We start from the raw sequence: 16432 nt of genomic DNA on the forward strand, positions 1-16432 counted from the left end.
GCGCAGTGTAGCAGAAGGGTCGGGAGAGCTTGTGAAGGGGCTCACGAGCCACCCCCTAGGACGTGGTGAATACTCGAAGCCATGAGCACCACGGAGCGTCCCAGGATCCTCGTAGTAGGCGGTGGGTACGTCGGCCTGTACGCGGCCCGGCGCATCCTGAAGAAGATGCGCTACGGCGAGGCGACCGTCACCGTCGTCGACCCGCGTTCGTACATGACGTACCAGCCCTTCCTGCCGGAGGCCGCGGCCGGCAACATCTCCCCCCGCCATGTCGTGGTGCCGCTTCGCCGCGTGCTCCCCAAGGCGGAGGTCCTCACCGGCCGGGTCACCACCATCGACCAGGACCGCAAGGTCGCGGTCGTCGAGCCGCTCGTGGGCGAGACCTACGAGCTGCCCTTCGACTACCTGGTCATCGCGCTCGGCGCGGTCTCCCGCACCTTCCCGATCCCCGGCCTGGCCGAGAACGGTATCGGAATGAAGGGCGTCGAGGAGGCCATCGGCCTGCGCAATCACGTCCTCGAGCAGCTCGACAAGGCCGAGTCCACGAGCGACGAGGACGTCCGCCGCAAGGCGCTCACCTTCGTCTTCGTCGGCGGCGGCTTCGCCGGCGCGGAGACCATCGGCGAGGTCGAGGACCTGGCGCGCGACGCCGCCAAGTACTACCCGAACGTCAAGCGCGAGGACATGCGCTTCATCCTCGTCGACGCCGCGGACAAGATCCTCCCCGAGGTCGGCCCGGAACTCGGCGCGTGGGGCCTGGAGCACCTGCGCGAGCGCGGCATCGAGGTCTACCTCAGCACCTCCATGAAGTCCTGCGTCGACAAGCACGTGGTGCTCGCCAACGGGCTCGAGGTCGACGCCTCCACCATCGTCTGGACCGCGGGCGTCAAGCCGAACCCGGCGCTGGCCAACTTCGGCCTCCCGCTCGGCCCGCGCGGCCACGTCGACACCGCCACGACTCTCCAGGTCCAGGGCACCGACTACATCTGGTCGGCCGGCGACAACGCCCAGGTCCCCGACCTCGCCTCCGGTGAGGGCGCCTGGTGCCCGCCCAACGCCCAGCACGCGCTGCGCCAGGCCAAGGTCCTCGGCGACAACGTCATCTCGGGCATGCGTGGCTTCCCGCAGTCCGAGTACAAGCACGCCAACAAGGGTGCGGTCGCCGGCCTCGGCCTCCACAAGGGCGTCGCGCTGCTGCGCTTCGGCAAGGTCAAGCTCAAGTTCAAGGGCCGCCTCGCCTGGTACTTCCACCGTGGCTACCACGGCATGGCCGTCCCCACCTTCAACCGCAAGTTCCGGGTGCTGGCCGACTGGACGCTGGCCATGTTCCTCAAGCGCGAGGTCGTCTCGCTGGGCGCCATCGAGCACCCCCGCGTGGAGTTCTACGAGGCGGCCAAGCCGGTCCCGGTCCAGGCCGCCAAGCCGGTCCAGGTCCCGGCCGCCAAGCCGGTCCAGGCCGCCAAGCCGGTCCAGGTCCCGGCCGTCAAGGCCGAGGAGAAGGCCAAGGCCTGACCCAACGCCGTACGTGAGCCGAAGGGCGCCCGCCATCCGTGGTGCGGGCGCCCTTCGGCATTCGTGCATCCAGGGGGATTACCTCCGTAGCGTGCAGACGTTTACGTGCTGAGAGGAACCGTGAACCTGTCACGACGGAGGTGCCCGACATGACCGACGCGGCCGGACGGCTGACCGCACTCGCCGAGCAAGCCCTCGGCACTCCCTTCCCCCTGCGCGTCCGCGCGTGGGACGGCAGCCAGTCGGGCCCGCCGGACGCGCCGGCACTCGTCCTACGGAAGCGCCGGGCACTGCGGCGCCTGCTCTGGAGGCCCAGCGAACTGGGCCTGGCACGCGCTTGGGTGGCCGGAGACCTGGACGTCGAGGGCGACCTCTACGAGGCCCTGGGCCGGCTCGCCGGCTTCCTCTGGGAGCGCGACGACGCCACCCGCGGGATCACCGAAGTGCTCCGCGACCCGGCGACGTACCGCCTGGGCCGTGAGGCGCTGGCCCTCGCCGGCCCCGGACTGCCCCCGCCGCCCCCGCCGGAGGAGGTCCGGCGACGCAGCGGCATGCTGCACAGCCCCCGCCGGGACCGCGAGGCGATCAGTCACCACTACGACGTCGGCAACAACTTCTACGAGCTCGTCCTCGGCCCGTCCATGGTCTACTCCTGCGCCTACTGGGAGACCCCGGAGGCGACCCTGGAGGACGCCCAGGTCGCCAAGCTCGACCTCATCTGCCGCAAGCTCGGCCTCCAGCCCGACCAGCGGCTGCTGGACGTCGGCTGCGGCTGGGGCTCCATGGTCCTGCACGCCGCCGAGCACTACGGCGTCCGCGCCACCGGCATCACCCTGTCCACCGAACAGGCCGCCTACGCCCGCAAGCGCGTCGCCGAGGCCGGCCTCACCGACCGCATCGACATCCGCGTCCAGGACTACCGCGCCGTCCCTGACGGCCCGTACGACGCGATCTCCTCCATCGGCATGGCCGAGCACGTCGGCCGCGACCGCTACCGCGAGTACGCGGCCGTGCTCTACGGGCTGCTCCGGCCCGGCGGGCGGCTGCTCAACCACCAGATCGCGCGGCGTCCGGTGGCGGACGAGGAGAAGTACCACGTTGACGAGTTCATCGACCGCTACGTCTTCCCCGACGGCGAGCTGGCCCAGGTCGGCTCCACCGTGTCCCGTCTGGAGGAGGCCGGCTTCGAGGTCCGCGACGTCGAGGCCATCCGCGAGCACTACGCCCGCACCCTCCGCCAGTGGGTCGCCAACCTCGAGACGCACTGGCGGGACGCCCTCCGCCTCACCAGCCCCGGCCGCGCCCGGGTCTGGCGCCTCTACATGGCTGCCTGCGCGCTGTCCTTCGAGCACAACCGCATCGGCGTCAACCAGGTCCTCGCCGTCCGCACGACGGCCTCCGGGGACTCCGGAATGCCACGCACCCGCGCGGAGTGGCTGGCGTAGGGCCTGTCCGACCCTGATCCACCGGACAGGCCCTAGCGGTGACGCGTTCTGCCCCGCCCGGGAAGGGCGGGGCAGAAGGCGCCGGGCGCCCCTCTTCGGCTATTCGGCCTTGATCGACCCGAGCATGTTCAGCCGCGCCGCCCGCCGGGCCGGCCAGAGCGCCGCCAGGACGCCCACCAGCGCGGCCAGCGCGAGGAAGAGCCCGATCCGGGCCCAGGGCAGGACCATCGCATACGAGTCGAGGCTGCCCGAGATGAGCTGTCCGGCCGCCCAGCCGAAGAAGACCCCCAGCCCGATCCCGAGCACCGCGCCGAACAGCGAGATGATCAGCGACTCCAGCCGCACCATCCGCTTGACCGCCGACCGGTCGAGCCCGATGGCCCGCAGCATGCCGATTTCGTGCGAGCGCTCGAAGACCGACATCGCCAGGGTGTTGACCACGCATGGACGATCGGTCTTCCCTCATCCTCCCGGCCCGGATCGCCCTCCGGATCAGCCTTTGCTGCTGTTCTCATGGCGTGCCCAAGACGTACGCGACCGCCTCGCCGTAGTCCCTGGGTATGACGCCGACCCTGAGTCCCCCACCAGGGGGCAAGCGATTTCACGTCATATGCTGCGGGCCTTGTCCAGCCCCCGGACGGCCCCGGGCCTGTGCATTCCGGCCCTTCGGTAGTGTCTGATGCTCCGTCAGTTACCCATAAAATCAGACAACATGGAGCCAACGGCCCCCTGGCCGCCCCGCCTTCCCGGATAGGCTCGTACTGCGCTCATGTGCCGCCTGCCCGGATGGTGGAATGCAGACACGGCGAGCTTAAACCTCGCTGCCCCTCGCGGGCGTGCCGGTTCAAGTCCGGCTCCGGGCACCTCTTCGTCCAGCGGCGGTCCCCATCGGGCCGCACGGGTGCTTCCTCCCCGGCTACCCGCACTTCGTCGGGGCATTCCTATGGATTTCCTATGGGTGTCCGTATTCGCCGTTCTCGTTGCGCATGTAGCGATTGTCCAACTCGTAGGCGGGTGTTCACTTCACGTTCACCTATCAAAAAATAAAAACCTATGAGAATCCCGTGTGCAACCTTTTATGTCGTCCACAGGTCATTCCTGCGCGTCGCGAGATCCGCTGGCGCCAAAACCCTTTGGGGGGTTCCGCATGGCGCGGGAGAGTACGTCCGTTATCTCGGTCGAGGAGGCCGAGGTGCCATCCCTGCCCGACGTTGTTCCCGGCGTCGTGCCCGAAGCCGAGGCTGTGCCCGCGAAGGGGCCGGGGCGGGCTGAGAGGGGTGGCGGGGGCGGGCGGCTGAGGGCGCTGGACGGGATGCGGTTCCTGGCCGCGCTGTTGGTGTGCTTCTTCCACTACGTGGGGCATGGTGGGGCGCCGTCGAACGCCTTCGGGGAGTCGCCGCGGCTGTTGTTCCCGAACATGGCGCAGGCGGCGATATACGGGAACCTCGGGGTGCAGATCTTCTTCGTGATCAGTGGGTTCGTGATCTGCATGAGCGGGTGGGGGCGCTCGCTGGGCAGCTTCTTCCGTTCCCGGGTGTCGCGGCTGTATCCGGCGTACTGGGTGGCGCTGCTGATGCTCGCGGGGGCGACGGCGGCGTGGCCGGTACTGGAGAAGAGGCCGGGGTTCGGTGATCTGCTGGTCAATCTGACGATGCTGCAGTCGCCGATGGGCGTGCCGCGGGTGCTGGGGGTGGACTGGACGCTGTGGGTGGAGGCGCGGTTCTACCTGCTGTTCGCGCTCTTCGTGCTGTGGAAGGGAGCGAGCTACCGACGCGTCGTCCAGTTCTGCATCCTGTGGCTGGTGGCGGGGGCGCTGACGGCGAACCTGCACATCCCGCTGCTGGACCTGCTGACGGTGCGCAACCACGCGCCGTTCTTCATCGGGGGCCTGGCGCTGTACCTGATGTACCGCTTCGGGAGCGACCTGACGCTGTGGAGCATCCTGATCGCGAGCTACCTGCTCGGCCAGAAGTACGTCATCGACATCATCTGGCAGCCGGACGCAGTGCACCCCTACATCACCCGGACGCCGGTCGTCATCATGCTGGGGCTGACGCTGGGCTATGTGCTGGTCGGCCTGGTCGCACTGCGGAAGCTGGAGTGGGCGAACTGGCGGTGGCTCACCTATGCGGGGGCGCTGACGTACCCCTTCTATCTGATCCATGAGCACCTGGGTTACATGGCCATTTACGCGTTCCGGCACAATCTGGAACTGACCCCGCGCGAAGCGCTCGCGGCGACGGTGGTGCTGATGCTGGCGCTGGCGGCGGCCATCCACTGGCTGGTGGAGAAGCCGGTGGGACGGAGGCTCCGGAAGGGCTTGGAGCGCCAGGTTTCCGGAAAGATCCTCCTCAAGGATTAGCACGTCTTCTTTGCCAAGCCAATACTCTTGCGAGGAAGCCGTAACGCGCGGCCATGGAGGAGTGAAGGATGAGGAGCAGCAACCCGGTCTTCTCCCGGCGGGGATTCACCCGCGGGGACGGCGGCTACGCAGGCTTCGGCGGGCAGCAGCCCCAGGGCGGTAACCCGTACGCCGGCGGTAACCCCTACGCGGGCACGAACCCCTACAACAACGGCTCGCCCGAGCAGCTGCAGCAGATGTACCAGGCCCCTCCGGCCGGGCCGCTGCAGACCGGGCGGATGACCATCGACGACGTCGTCATGCGGACAGCGATCACGCTGGGCACCGTGGCCGTCGGTGCGGTGGTCGGCTGGGTCGCCCTCGCCGGGAGTCTCGGCCTGGCACTCGGCGCCGCGCTGATCGCGTTCGTCCTCGGCATGGTGCAGTCGTTCAAGCGTGAGCCGGTGCCGGCGCTGATCCTGGCGTACGCGGCCTTCGAGGGGATCTTCCTCGGGGTGCTCAGCGAGGCGTACAACCAGCAGTGGTCGGGTGCTCCGCTGCAGGCCGTGCTGAGCACGATGGCGGTCTCGGGCGGCATGCTCGTGGCGTACCGGACCCGGCTGATCCGGGTGACCGCGCGCTATCAGCGGATCGGTATGGCGATCGCGATCGGCTTCGTGCTGCTGCTGGTCGTCAATCTGCTGCTGTCGGTCTTCGGCGTCGATCTGGGGATGCGCAGCGGCGGGCTCGGCATCATCGTCGGCATCGTGGGTGTGCTGCTCGGCGCCTTCTTCCTGTCGCTGGACTTCAAGCAGATCGAGGACGGCGTCACGTACGGCGCTCCGCAGCGGGAGTCCTGGCTGGCGGCCTTCGGCCTGACGCTCTCGCTGGTGTGGATCTACCTGGAGATGCTTCGGCTGATCTCGATCCTGCGGGACTGACGGGCTGACGGGCTGATGACCTGACGCATACGTCGACGGGCCTGGGAAGGCGTTGCCTTCCCGGGCCCGTCTTCTGTGCGGAGGGGGCGCGGAGCAGGTGCGCGCTAGAGCAGCTTCCGCGCGGCCCGCCTCAAGTCGTATTCGTGGACGATCGCCTTCGCGTGTCCGTAGGACAGGTCGTGCTCGCTGCGTAGCCAGCTGACTTTCTCGTCGAAGCGGAGGAAGGCGGGGCCGTCGTCGACGGCGCGGAGCCATTCACGGATCTCGCGGCCAGTGCAATGAGGGATGCGGGAGAGCAGGTTCCGGTGGGTTTCTTCGGAGAAGATCTGGGACATCGGCGCCTCCGGTATGCGTTCCGGTTACCCCACCGTGCCTGAGACGTCGGGTGTTGGCAACACTCTCAGACCGTCGGTTATGTGTACGCACGGGTAGGCTCGCGCTCGTGCTCGACTGTACGGATCTACGGAACGCCGCCGACCGGCTCGCGGGACGCTTCCGCTCGCTGCCGCAGAGCCGGCTGCGCGGCGGTGTCGCGCGGGAGGGCCTCGCCCTGGCCCGGGAGCTCTCGGCACAGGCGCAAAGCGTTGAATTCCCCTGCCGCGAGGTGCGGTTGATGCCCGACGAGGGGGTCTTCGTGATCGGCGACCAGATCGCCGTGGCCGGGCATGAGCTGGCCGCCGCGTTGGAGCGGCTGCCGGAACTGGCGGAGGTGCGGGACGCCGCGGTGGCCCGGATCGAGCTCGCCGCGAAGCGCTGCGGGCTCTAGAAGGCCCCAGAAGGTTTTACCTTCCTACAGCGAGGCGACCACGCGGTCCGCGAGGATGTAGACGCTCTCTTCGCCGTAGGTGAAGGTGAGGGCGTACGCACCCGCGATGGCGGAGCCGCCGAGCAGCACCGGGCTCTCGCCCCGGTCGAGGGCGTCGGAGAGCTGCAGCGCGGTCTCGCGGTGACCCGGGGTCATGCAGAGCGTGGTGCCGTCGGCGAAGACGTAGACGTCGAGGGTGCCCAGCGGGCCGGGGCGGACGTCGGCGAGGGGGATGCGGGCGTCGGCGAGGTCGGCGAGACGCTCGGCGGTCTGCTCCTGGTTGGCGACGACCGGCGAGGGGATCGCGAAGTCCGCGTCCGAGGGGTGCCGGAAGGGCGCCTCGGGCTCCAGGTCGGTGTCCAGGCCCGCCAGGTCGGCCTGGCGCGGCAGGAACGGGCCGTACGGCAGGACCTCGTAGTCGGAGTGCTCGGCGCCGGGCAGCGGGCCGAGCGGGCCGAGCGGCGGGCCCAGCGGGCCTGCACCGCCGAAGAGCGGGGCGTCGGCGGCCTCGCGGGCCTCCTGGGCGGCCCAGAAGGCGCGGGCCTCGGCGAGTTCGCGCTCGCGCTCGTCGGCCAGCGCGTCGGCGACGGCGGTGCGTATCGCGTCGGCGTCGGCCGAAGAGGAGGCGGTACGAGCGGCCGGCACCTGGATCGCGCCGGCGGCACGGGCGGCCAGCAGGTCCTCGCGCAGTGCGGTGACGTCGCGGCGCAGGCCACGCGCGGTGAGTAGCGCGGCGAACCCCGCGGCCACGGCGGCTACCGCGACCGTAAGCGGAATGAGGATCATGGCGCTCACTGGCGAACTCCCGACTGTCTGTCCCGAGCCTGTCCTTCGTACTCGAATTGCTCGACGTACTCCACCACTGTGCACCGCGATCCTTGGCCTTTGCAGTGCGGAACGTCACGAAATGAGTGGGTCTTCAGTCCTGGCTCGAAAGGGTGATACTCCCCTGACCTGCACAAATAGGCCGCCCCCGGGACAAGGTCACGTCCTGGGGGCGGTTAGATTGCGACTTAGCTCACGGCGATTGAACCGGGCTTCACGGGGAAGCTCAGGACAGTCGCTCGATGACCATGGCCATGCCCTGGCCGCCGCCGACGCACATCGTCTCCAGGCCGAACTGCTTGTCGTGCCACTGGAGGGAGTTGATCAGCGTCGTGGTGATGCGGGCGCCCGTCATGCCGAAGGGGTGGCCGACCGCGATCGCGCCGCCGTTGACGTTGAGGCGGTCGAGGTCGATGCCGAGGTCCCGGTAGGAGGGGATCACCTGGGCGGCGAAGGCCTCGTTGATCTCGACGAGGTCGATGTCGGAGACCGAGAGACCGGCCCGCCGCAGCGCCTGCTTCGAGGCCTCGACAGGGCCGTAGCCCATGATCTCGGGGGACAGGCCCGACACGCCGGTCGACACGATCCGCGCCAGCGGGGTCAGGCCCAGCTCGCGCGCCTTGGTGTCGCTCATGATGATCAGCGCGGCGGCGCCGTCGTTGAGCGGGCAGCAGTTGCCCGCGGTGACCGTGCCGTCGGGGCGGAAGACCGGCTTGAGGCCCTGCACCGCTTCGAGGGTCACGCCGGCGCGCGGGCCGTCGTCCTTCGAGACCACGGTGCCGTCCGGGAGGGTCACCGGGGTGATCTCGCGCTCCCAGAAGCCCTTCTTGATGGCTTCCTCGGCCAGGTTCTGGGACCGTACGCCGAACTCGTCCTGGTCGGCCCGGGTGATGCCCTTCAGGGCCGCCAGGTTCTCGGCGGTCTGGCCCATCGCGATGTACGCGTCGGGGATGAGGCCGTCCTCGCGCGGGTCGTGCCACTCACCGCCGCCGTGCTCCGCCCGGTCCTGCGTACGGGCTTCGGCCTCGGCGAACACCGGGTTCTTGGTGTCGGGGAGGCCGTCGGAGCTGCCCTTGATGGAGCGGGAGACGGTCTCGACGCCGGCCGAGACGAAGACGTCGCCCTCGCCGGCCTTGATGGCGTGCAGCGCCATGCGGGTCGTCTGGAGGGAGGAGCTGCAGTAGCGCGTGATCGTACAGCCGGGAAGGTGGTCCATCCCCATCTGCACTGCCACGATCCGGCCCAGGTTGTAGCCCGCCTCGCCGCCCGGCAGGCCACAGCCCAGCATCAGGTCGTCGATCTCGCGCGGGTCGAGGCCGGGGACCTTGTCCAGGGCGGCCTGCACGATCGTCGCGGTGAGGTCGTCCGGGCGCAGGTCCTTCAGGGATCCCTTGAACGCCCGCCCGATCGGCGAACGGGCGGCAGAGACGATCACGGCTTCGGGCATCGCGACACTCCTCGTCGAGGCGGCTGGACTCTCTGGGAAGTTACCCGCACGTAGCGCAGTCCGTCACGCACTACATGCTGTGACACGGGCCTCTTTCTGAGCGCCCGCTTAGTCATTACGCCGACAGTAGCTCCGCCACGCGTCGTGCGGCCAGCGCGTCCCGCCCCGCCGCGAAGGGCTGCGCCCCGTCCGCCATCCGCCACGGGCCGCTCCCGTCGGCGCGCAGCACGGCGCCGCCGGCCTCGGCGACCAGCAGGATGCCGGCCGAATGGTCCCAGGGGTTGTCGTACACGTATGTCACAGCGTCGAGCTGCCCCCGCGCCACGTCCAGGTAGTCGCACCCCGCGGAACCGCTCGCGCAGGCCTTGATCCGGTGCGTCGGGCCCAGCCCGTAGAAGCGGTCGTACTGCTCGGCGGTGAGGTGCGCGGGCCGGGCACTCGCCATGTGCAGCACCTCGGCGGCTTCGCAGCCTGGCTCCGGCGTGAGGCGCAGTGGCTCGCCGTCCAGCAGGGCGCCCTCGCCGCGCCGGGCGACCGCCATCCGCCCCGAGGTGGGGTGGTGGATCCAGGACGCGAGCAGCTCCCCGCGCTGGGCGAGGGCGACGAGGGTGACGAAGGACGGCACGCCCCGTACGAAGTTCGACGTGCCGTCGATGGGGTCGATGATCCACACCGGGTCCTCGCCCAGCAGCGAGTCCCGCAGCGACGGGTCGGCGTGCACCGCCTCCTCCCCGATCACGGCCGAGCCGGGCAGTAGCGCGGTGAGCGCCTCTGTCAGCCGCTCCTCGATCCTGCGGTCGGCGACCGTGACGAGGTCGAGGGGGCCCTTCTTCTCCGTGATTTCGGCGTCGGAGAGCTTCCCGAAGCGGGGGGTTGCTTCTTCGGCCACGACGTCACGTATGAGGGCTTCGACGGTCGCGAGGGTTTCGGCGGGGGCGGCGGCTCGGATCATGCGGGACATGGAACCAGACGGATGTTCGGTGGCGCGCCTGCCCGGTGGGTGGTTGCGGTCCCGTGGGCCCATGCGGCTGGGTGGCCGGCTTGTGGGAGATCGTTCCGCCTTGCGGAACGATCTCCCACAAGCCGGATGAATCCGGCTGCGGTCGACACGGGATCTGCGGCGAAGCCGCCTTTGAAAAACTTAGCGCGGGGACCGCCGCACCCCCGTTGCCGGGGGGCGGGACGACGGCGGTCCCCGCGAGGGACACGAGCCGGGTCAGGGCCGGGCTTCGCGTCCTAGGGTCACCATGGAGGTCCGGGAGCCGCTCCGGAGGTCCTTGGTGCCACATTTTCGGGTTGTCGTCCTGCTGACATCCACTAATGTGCCGGACGCGTGTTAAGCGCGTGCTGCGTGGACGTGACGCCCCTGTACCACTTCGCGGAACTGCCTACTTCGCTTCCTCCGCCAGGAACGCCAGCAGGTCCTGGCGGCTGACGACACCCGTCGGCTTGCCCTCGACCAGCACGATCGCGGCGTCAGCCGTGCCCAGCACCGCCATCAGGTCGGCGACCGGCTCGCCCGAGCCGACCTGCGGCAGCGGGGCGCTCATGTGCCGCTCGAGAGGGTCGTCGAGCGTGGCGCGCTTGGTGAAGAGGGCGTCGAGCAGCTCGCGCTCCACGACCGAGCCGACGACCTCCGCCGCCATGACGTCGGGGTGGCCGGCGCCCGGCTTGACGATCGGCATCTGGGAGACGCCGTACTCGCGCAGGACCTCGATGGCCTGGCCGACCGTCTCCTCGGGGTGCATGTGTACCAGGTGCGGGATGCCGCCCTCCTTGCGCTGGAGGACGTCGCCGATGCGGGCCTGGCCGTCGCCCTCGTCGAGGAAGCCGTGCGAGGCCATCCACTCGTCGCTGAAGATCTTGGTGAGGTAGCCGCGGCCGGAGTCCGGCAGCAGTACGACCACCACGTCGTCCGGGCCGAGGCCCTCCGCCACGCGCAGCGCCGCCACGACCGCCATGCCGCAGGAGCCGCCGACCAGCAGGCCCTCCTCGCGGGCGAGGCGGCGGGTCATCTGGAAGGAGTCCTTGTCGGAGACCTCGATGATCCCGTCGGCGACGGTCGGGTCGTAGGCGGTGGGCCAGAAGTCCTCGCCGACGCCCTCGACCAGGTACGGACGGCCGGAGCCGCCGCTGTAGACCGAGCCCTCGGGGTCGGCGCCGATGACCTTGACCCGGCCCTCCGACACGTCCTTGAGGTACCGCCCGGTGCCGGAGATGGTGCCGCCGGTGCCGACGCCCGCCACGAAGTGGGTGATCTTCCCCTCGGTCTGCTCCCACAGCTCCGGGCCGGTGGAGTCGTAGTGCGAGGCCGGGTTGTTGGGGTTGCTGTACTGGTCCGGCTTCCAGGCGTTCGCGGTCTCGCGGACCAGCCGGTCGGAGACGTTGTAGTACGAGTCCGGGTGGGAGGGGTCCACGGCCGTCGGGCAGACCACGACCTCGGCGCCGTAGGCGCGCAGGACGTTGATCTTGTCCATGGACACCTTGTCCGGGCAGACGAAGATGCACTTGTAACCGCGCTGCTGGGCCACGATGGCCAGCCCGACGCCCGTGTTGCCGGAGGTCGGCTCGACGATTGTGCCGCCGGGCTTGAGCTCGCCGCTCTTCTCCGCCGCCTCGATCATGCGCAGCGCGATGCGGTCCTTGACCGAGCCGCCGGGGTTGAAGTACTCGACCTTGGCCAGGACGGTGGCCTGAAGCCCAGCGGTCACGCTGTTGAGCCGCACCAGCGGGGTGTTGCCGACGAGGCTGATCATCGAGTCGTGGAACTGCACCATTGTCTCCGGGTTCTCCGAGATTGTCAGGCCAGCGTAAGCGCTGCCGCGGGGTGCGCGGGCGCACGCTTCACGCTGCTGTTACGTATCCCGGGCATCATGCGGCGGTAGAGTCGCGCAGTGGCGCGTCCACGACACGTCGCACTTACGTCACTGGGGGGTGGCATATGCCGAGGCATACCGCTGCCGCGCTGCACGGTCTGGCGGCCGAACTCGCCTCCGTACGGGACCGGCTCGCGGACCTCGCACGGTCCGCGCCGGAGCAGGGGAATCACCCCACCGCCTCGCTGCCGGGCGACATCGCCGAGGTCGTCTACGGCGAGGCCGAGCAGCGGCACCGCGTACAGCAGCTGCAGCGGGATGCGCGCAAGGAGGTGCTGGGCTTCGTGCGGCCGCCGTACGTCGACCAGGCCAATCCGGTGCAGGCCGAAATGCTCGCCGCAGGCGTCAGCTATCGCTCCCTTTACGAGGCCTCGGCCCTGGACTACCCCGGCTCGGCCGACATGCCCGGCTTCATTCCGCCCGGGGAGCAGGCCCGGGCCACGCCACGCGTCCCCATGAAGCTGATGATCGTCGACGGTGAGCGCGCGCTGCTCCCGCTGCACGGCGACGCCGACAGCGAGGGCGGACACGGCGATCTCGCCTCCGCCGGGCTGCTGCTTCTGCACCCGTCGGTGCTGGTCGACGCACTGCTGGAGCTGTTCGAGGACCGCTGGCTGCGCGCGACGCCGCTGCGCTTCGCCGCCGACCCGGAAGTCCCGGCCTCGCCCGCGCTCGACGCCCAGCTGCTGTCGCTGCTGATGTCCGGACTGCCCGACAAGGCCATCGCCACCCAGCTCGGCGTCTCGCTCCGCACGCTCCAACGGCGCATTCGGGCGCTCATGGAATCCACCGGCACCGCCAATCGCACGCAGCTTGCCTGGTACGTCGCTCAACAGCGCCTCGCGTGATCCCCGCCTCATCCCGGCGGGGGTTGCATCGGGCACACGACGGGGCACGTACGTGTTGAAAGGGTGCGGGCCGCCGTCATTGGTCCGCACCTCGTAACGGGAGGTGGACGCGAGCATGTCGAGGGCCCGGGTCGCACGGCGTATCGCACGGGCCGCCGCGTACGGCGGCGGTGGAATCGGCCTGGTGGGTGGCGCCGCAGTCGGCCTGCTGCTCACCGAGGTGGCACTGGCCAGACGGACAGTCGGCGGCTCAGACGCCGTCCCGCCGCGCGCCGACGGCCGCTATGGCTCCGTATTCGCCCAGCTCCCCTATCAGCCCCCCGGGGAGCCGCCGCTTGTCCTGGGCTTTCTGGGTGATTCCACCGCCGCGGGCCAGGGTGTCCACCGGGCCCGTGAGACCCCCGGCGCCTTGCTGGCCTCCGGGCTGGCGGCGGTCGCGGAGCGGCCGGTCAAGCTGATCAACGTGGCGAACCCCGGCGCGATGTCCGACGACCTGGCCCGCCAGGTCACGCAGCTGCTGGACGGCGACGGCGACGGCGCGCCGGGGGAGGAGGTGCCCGTCCCGGACGTCTGCGTCATCATGATCGGCGCGAATGACGTGACCCGGCGGATGCCGCCCGCGAAGTCCGTACGCTTTCTCTCCGACGCTGTACGCAGGCTGCGTGAGGCCGGCAGCGAGGTCATCGTCGGCACCTGTCCCGACCTTGGCAGCGTCGAGCCGGTCTACCAGCCGCTGCGCTGGGTCGCCCGGCGGCTGAGCCGTCAGCTGGCGGCCGCCCAGACCATCGGGGTGGTCGGCGTCGGCGGCCGTACGGTGTCGCTGGGGGACCTGCTCGGACCCGAGTTCGAGTCCCGGCCGCGTGAGATGTTCGGCCCGGACAACTACCACCCCTCGGCGGAGGGCTACGCCACCGCCGCGATGGCCATGCTCCCCACGCTCTGCGCCGCCCTCGGCCTCTGGCCCGAGGAGGACCGCCCCGACGCCCGGCGTGGCGAGGGTGTTCTCCCCGTCGCCCAGGCCGCTGCCGAAGCCGCGGGTGAGGGCGGTACGGAGGTCGCCGCCGCGGCCGGCACGCTCTCCGGGCCCCGGGGCCGCTGGGCTCTGCTCATGCGGCGTCGCCGTCGGCGTCTCCCCGGCGGCGAGCCGGTCGGCGTCGAGACGGCTGCCCCGGCGGAGCCGTAGGCCGCGGCCCTCAGCCCTCCCAGGCGTCGTCATCCTTGGGGTGGCGGCGCCGGTCGAGGTTGCGCTCGGCGACGAACGCGCCCACGGACTGGGCCACGTTGACCCCGACGATGCCGGTCCAGGTGACGAGCAGTCCGGCCAGTCCGGCGTTCGCGGCGCCGATCGCGGACAGCGGGATCGCGAAGATGAGGGAGAAGCCGGCCATGCCGTAGCGCGCGGCGAAGCGGCCCCCTCCGCCGCCGCCCCCAGGGCCGGGACCGGGGGCGACCTGGCGGCCGGCCCGGGCGAACGAGGTCTGGTGCTGGGCGAGTTCGCGGCGCACGCGACGCTCGACGTGGCTGTCGAGGCGTTGGTCGATCTTCTCCATGAAGGAGTCGACCAGCGCGGACTCGTACTCCTCGCCCAAATCCTTGCGCACCTGGATGGTGGCGGCGAGTTCCTTCTTGAGCTCTTGGTCGCGGGCGTCCATGGACGACACCGTACGGAGCCGGGCGCAGCTTGACACTGGGGTAAACCCCCTAACCGTGTCAGGGGCCAGCCCCCTCCCCGGGGAGGAGTCGGTGCGTAGAGTCGACGGTGCGCTGGCCCGCTGACCTTGGAGCCGAACAATGCACCTGCTGCCCGCCCTCACGGCCACGGCCTCGGCCTCGGCCGACACCGGTGACGCTGTCACCGTCGCCGGCCGGTCCTGCTCCCGCGAGGACCTGCTCGGCGCGGCCGGCGCCGTCGCCGCGCGCATCGGCGGTGCCCCGGCCGTCGCCGTGCACGCCACGGCGAGCCTGGAGACCCTCGCCGCCGTGGTGGGCGGCCTGCTCGCCGGTGTGCCCGTCGTGCCGGTGCCGCCGGACGCCGGGCCCGCAGAGCGCGACCACATCCTCCGCGACTCCGGCGCGCAGCTCCTGCCCCCGGTCGACTTCGGCGAGCGCGCCGACTGGCAGGGCGCCGAAACGGCCGACGACGCGGCCGCCCTCGTCCTCTACACCTCCGGAACCACCGGCGCCCCCAAGGGCGTCGTGCTGTCCCGCCGGGCCATCGCCGCCGACCTCGACGGCCTGGCCGCCGCCTGGGACTGGACGGCCGACGACGTGCTCGTCCACGGACTTCCGCTCTTCCATGTGCACGGCCTCGTGCTCGGCGCCCTCGGCGCTCTGCGGGTCGGCAGCCGCCTCATCCATACGGGTCGCCCCACCCCGGAGGCGTACGCGGCGGCCGGCGGCTCCCTCTACTTCGGCGTGCCGACGGTCTGGGGCCGGGTCGCCCAGGATCCCTCCGCCGCACGCGCCCTGGGGAACGCGCGGCTGCTCGTGTCCGGCAGCGCCCCTCTTCCGGCGCCGGTCTTCCGCGACCTGGAGGCGCTCACCGGTCAGCGGCCGGTCGAGCGTTACGGGATGACCGAGAGCCTCATCACCGTGAGTACCCGGGCCGATGGTGAACGCCGGCCCGGGTCCGTCGGCCTGCCGATCGACGGCGTCGCGACCCGGCTGGTGGGGGAGGACGGCGAGCTGGTCGCCCGCGACGGCGCGTCCGTGGGGGAGCTCCAAGTCAAGGCGGCGACCCTCTTCGACGGCTACCTGGGGCGGCCGGAGGCCACCGCCGCTTCGTACGCGGCCGACGGCTGGTTCCGGACCGGCGACATGGCCGTCATCGAGCCGGACGACATGCACCGGATCGTGGGACGCGCCTCGACCGACCTCATCAAGTCCGGCGGCTACCGCATCGGCGCCGGCGAGGTCGAGAACGCGCTCCTCGACCACCCCGCCGTCCGCGAAGCAGCGGTCGTCGGCGCGCCCCATCCCGACCTCGGGCAGCAGATCGTGGCCTACGTCGTCGCCGACGGGGTGAGTGAGGCCCAGCTCATCGATTTCGTCGCGGGCCACCTCTCGGTACACAAGCGGCCACGACAGGTGCGCTTCATCGACGAGCTTCCGCGGAACGCGATGGGGAAGCCGCAGAAGAAGCTTCTGCCTCCGGCGTAGTCAGTGCTGGGTGCGCGCCGGAGTTCGCGCCTGCGGCGGGCTGACGAGGCCGCCGCAGGCGCGGCAGGCCCGCGGACGCCGACGGTGGGAAGCCCCACGGGTGGGAGAAGCCCGGCGCAGGCGACAAGGCGGGAACGGGTCAGACACCCCATGTCGTTGGGTGTCAAGCGGCATGGGGTTGGGCGTGGTGCGACCAGGCGGTCGCTTCGTCGTAAGTGGTGTGGGTTTTGAGG

General features: G+C 70.5%; 14 protein-coding genes, 1 tRNA gene and 1 pseudogene. 9 read left to right on the plus strand and 7 right to left on the minus strand.

All coding sequences use genetic code 11. The annotated features are described in order from the left end of the window. Positions 1-81: 81 nt before the first annotated feature. Both EFK10_RS36085 and EFK10_RS36090 read left to right on the plus strand, forming a co-directional pair. Positions 82-1512 carry an NAD(P)/FAD-dependent oxidoreductase gene (locus EFK10_RS36085; protein ID WP_127359864.1) on the plus strand — a complete coding sequence of 477 codons (1431 nt, stop codon included), beginning with the start codon at positions 82-84 and terminating at the stop codon, positions 1510-1512. A gap of 149 nt (positions 1513-1661) precedes the next feature. Continuing rightward, positions 1662-2957, plus strand: a complete 1296-nt coding sequence (locus EFK10_RS36090) for an SAM-dependent methyltransferase (protein ID WP_127359865.1) — start codon at positions 1662-1664, stop codon at positions 2955-2957. A 99-nt stretch (positions 2958-3056) separates the two neighbouring features. On the opposite strand, the pseudogene EFK10_RS36095 reads toward EFK10_RS36090, so the two are convergent. Further along, a pseudogene (locus EFK10_RS36095) lies at positions 3057-3398 on the minus strand (ABC transporter permease); the annotation flags it as partial. 339 nt (positions 3399-3737) lie between these two features. Between EFK10_RS36095 and EFK10_RS36100 the strand changes: the two are divergent. The 3 genes from EFK10_RS36100 to EFK10_RS36110 all read left to right on the plus strand — a co-directional run bounded on the left by EFK10_RS36100 (position 3738) and on the right by EFK10_RS36110 (position 6239). Continuing rightward, positions 3738-3820: transfer RNA gene (locus EFK10_RS36100), tRNA-Leu, on the plus strand. Between the two features lie 284 nt (positions 3821-4104). Beyond that, the gene (locus EFK10_RS36105) at positions 4105-5319 is read left to right on the plus strand and encodes an acyltransferase family protein (protein ID WP_240677684.1); all 1215 of its coding nucleotides are present in this window, start codon (positions 4105-4107) and stop codon (positions 5317-5319) included. A 68-nt stretch (positions 5320-5387) separates the two neighbouring features. Beyond that, positions 5388-6239 carry a Bax inhibitor-1/YccA family protein gene (locus EFK10_RS36110; protein WP_127359866.1) on the plus strand — a complete coding sequence of 284 codons (852 nt, stop codon included), beginning with the start codon at positions 5388-5390 and terminating at the stop codon, positions 6237-6239. Positions 6240-6343: 104 nt separating this feature from the next. On the opposite strand, the gene EFK10_RS36115 is transcribed toward EFK10_RS36110, so the two are convergent. Then, the gene (locus EFK10_RS36115; protein ID WP_127359867.1) at positions 6344-6574 is read right to left on the minus strand and encodes a DUF4287 domain-containing protein; all 231 of its coding nucleotides are present in this window, start codon (positions 6572-6574) and stop codon (positions 6344-6346) included. A gap of 107 nt (positions 6575-6681) precedes the next feature. Between EFK10_RS36115 and EFK10_RS36120 the strand changes: the two genes are divergently transcribed. Then, entirely contained in the window at positions 6682-7005 is a 324-nt protein-coding gene (locus tag EFK10_RS36120; protein ID WP_127359868.1) for a hypothetical protein, read from the plus strand. A 24-nt stretch (positions 7006-7029) separates the two neighbouring features. On the opposite strand, the gene EFK10_RS36125 is transcribed toward EFK10_RS36120, so the two are convergent. The 4 genes from EFK10_RS36125 to EFK10_RS36140 all read right to left on the minus strand — a co-directional run bounded on the left by EFK10_RS36125 (position 7030) and on the right by EFK10_RS36140 (position 12090). Then, positions 7030-7830 carry a hypothetical protein gene (locus tag EFK10_RS36125; RefSeq protein ID WP_127359876.1) on the minus strand — a complete coding sequence of 267 codons (801 nt, stop codon included), beginning with the start codon at positions 7828-7830 and terminating at the stop codon, positions 7030-7032. Between the two features lie 265 nt (positions 7831-8095). Further along, the gene (locus tag EFK10_RS36130) at positions 8096-9316 is read right to left on the minus strand and encodes an acetyl-CoA C-acetyltransferase (protein WP_127359869.1); all 1221 of its coding nucleotides are present in this window, start codon (positions 9314-9316) and stop codon (positions 8096-8098) included. 115 nt (positions 9317-9431) lie between these two features. Then, a complete protein-coding gene (locus EFK10_RS36135; RefSeq protein WP_127359870.1) occupies positions 9432-10268 on the minus strand; it encodes an inositol monophosphatase family protein in 837 nt (278 codons plus the stop codon). A gap of 436 nt (positions 10269-10704) precedes the next feature. Beyond that, a complete protein-coding gene (locus tag EFK10_RS36140; RefSeq protein WP_127359877.1) occupies positions 10705-12090 on the minus strand; it encodes a cystathionine beta-synthase in 1386 nt (461 codons plus the stop codon). A 167-nt stretch (positions 12091-12257) separates the two neighbouring features. Between EFK10_RS36140 and EFK10_RS36145 the strand changes: the two genes are divergently transcribed. Both EFK10_RS36145 and EFK10_RS36150 read left to right on the plus strand, forming a co-directional pair. Then, entirely contained in the window at positions 12258-13040 is a 783-nt protein-coding gene (locus tag EFK10_RS36145; protein WP_127359871.1) for a helix-turn-helix transcriptional regulator, read from the plus strand. Positions 13041-13155: 115 nt separating this feature from the next. Next, positions 13156-14223 (plus strand): SGNH/GDSL hydrolase family protein, encoded by a 1068-nt coding sequence (locus tag EFK10_RS36150; RefSeq protein WP_127359872.1) that lies wholly within the window; start codon positions 13156-13158, stop codon positions 14221-14223. 10 nt (positions 14224-14233) lie between these two features. Here EFK10_RS36150 and EFK10_RS36155 read toward each other — a convergent pair whose 3' ends face one another. Continuing rightward, positions 14234-14692, minus strand: a complete 459-nt coding sequence (locus EFK10_RS36155) for a hypothetical protein (protein ID WP_127359873.1) — start codon at positions 14690-14692, stop codon at positions 14234-14236. Between the two features lie 139 nt (positions 14693-14831). On the opposite strand from EFK10_RS36155, the gene EFK10_RS36160 reads away from it, so the two are divergent. After that, complete coding sequence (locus EFK10_RS36160; protein ID WP_127359874.1) at positions 14832-16199, plus strand: acyl-CoA synthetase; 1368 nt, start codon at positions 14832-14834, stop codon at positions 16197-16199. Positions 16200-16432: the final 233 nt, after the last annotated feature.

This window comes from Streptomyces soli (assembly GCF_003999195.1).
GTDB lineage: Bacteria > Actinomycetota > Actinomycetes > Streptomycetales > Streptomycetaceae > Actinacidiphila > Actinacidiphila soli.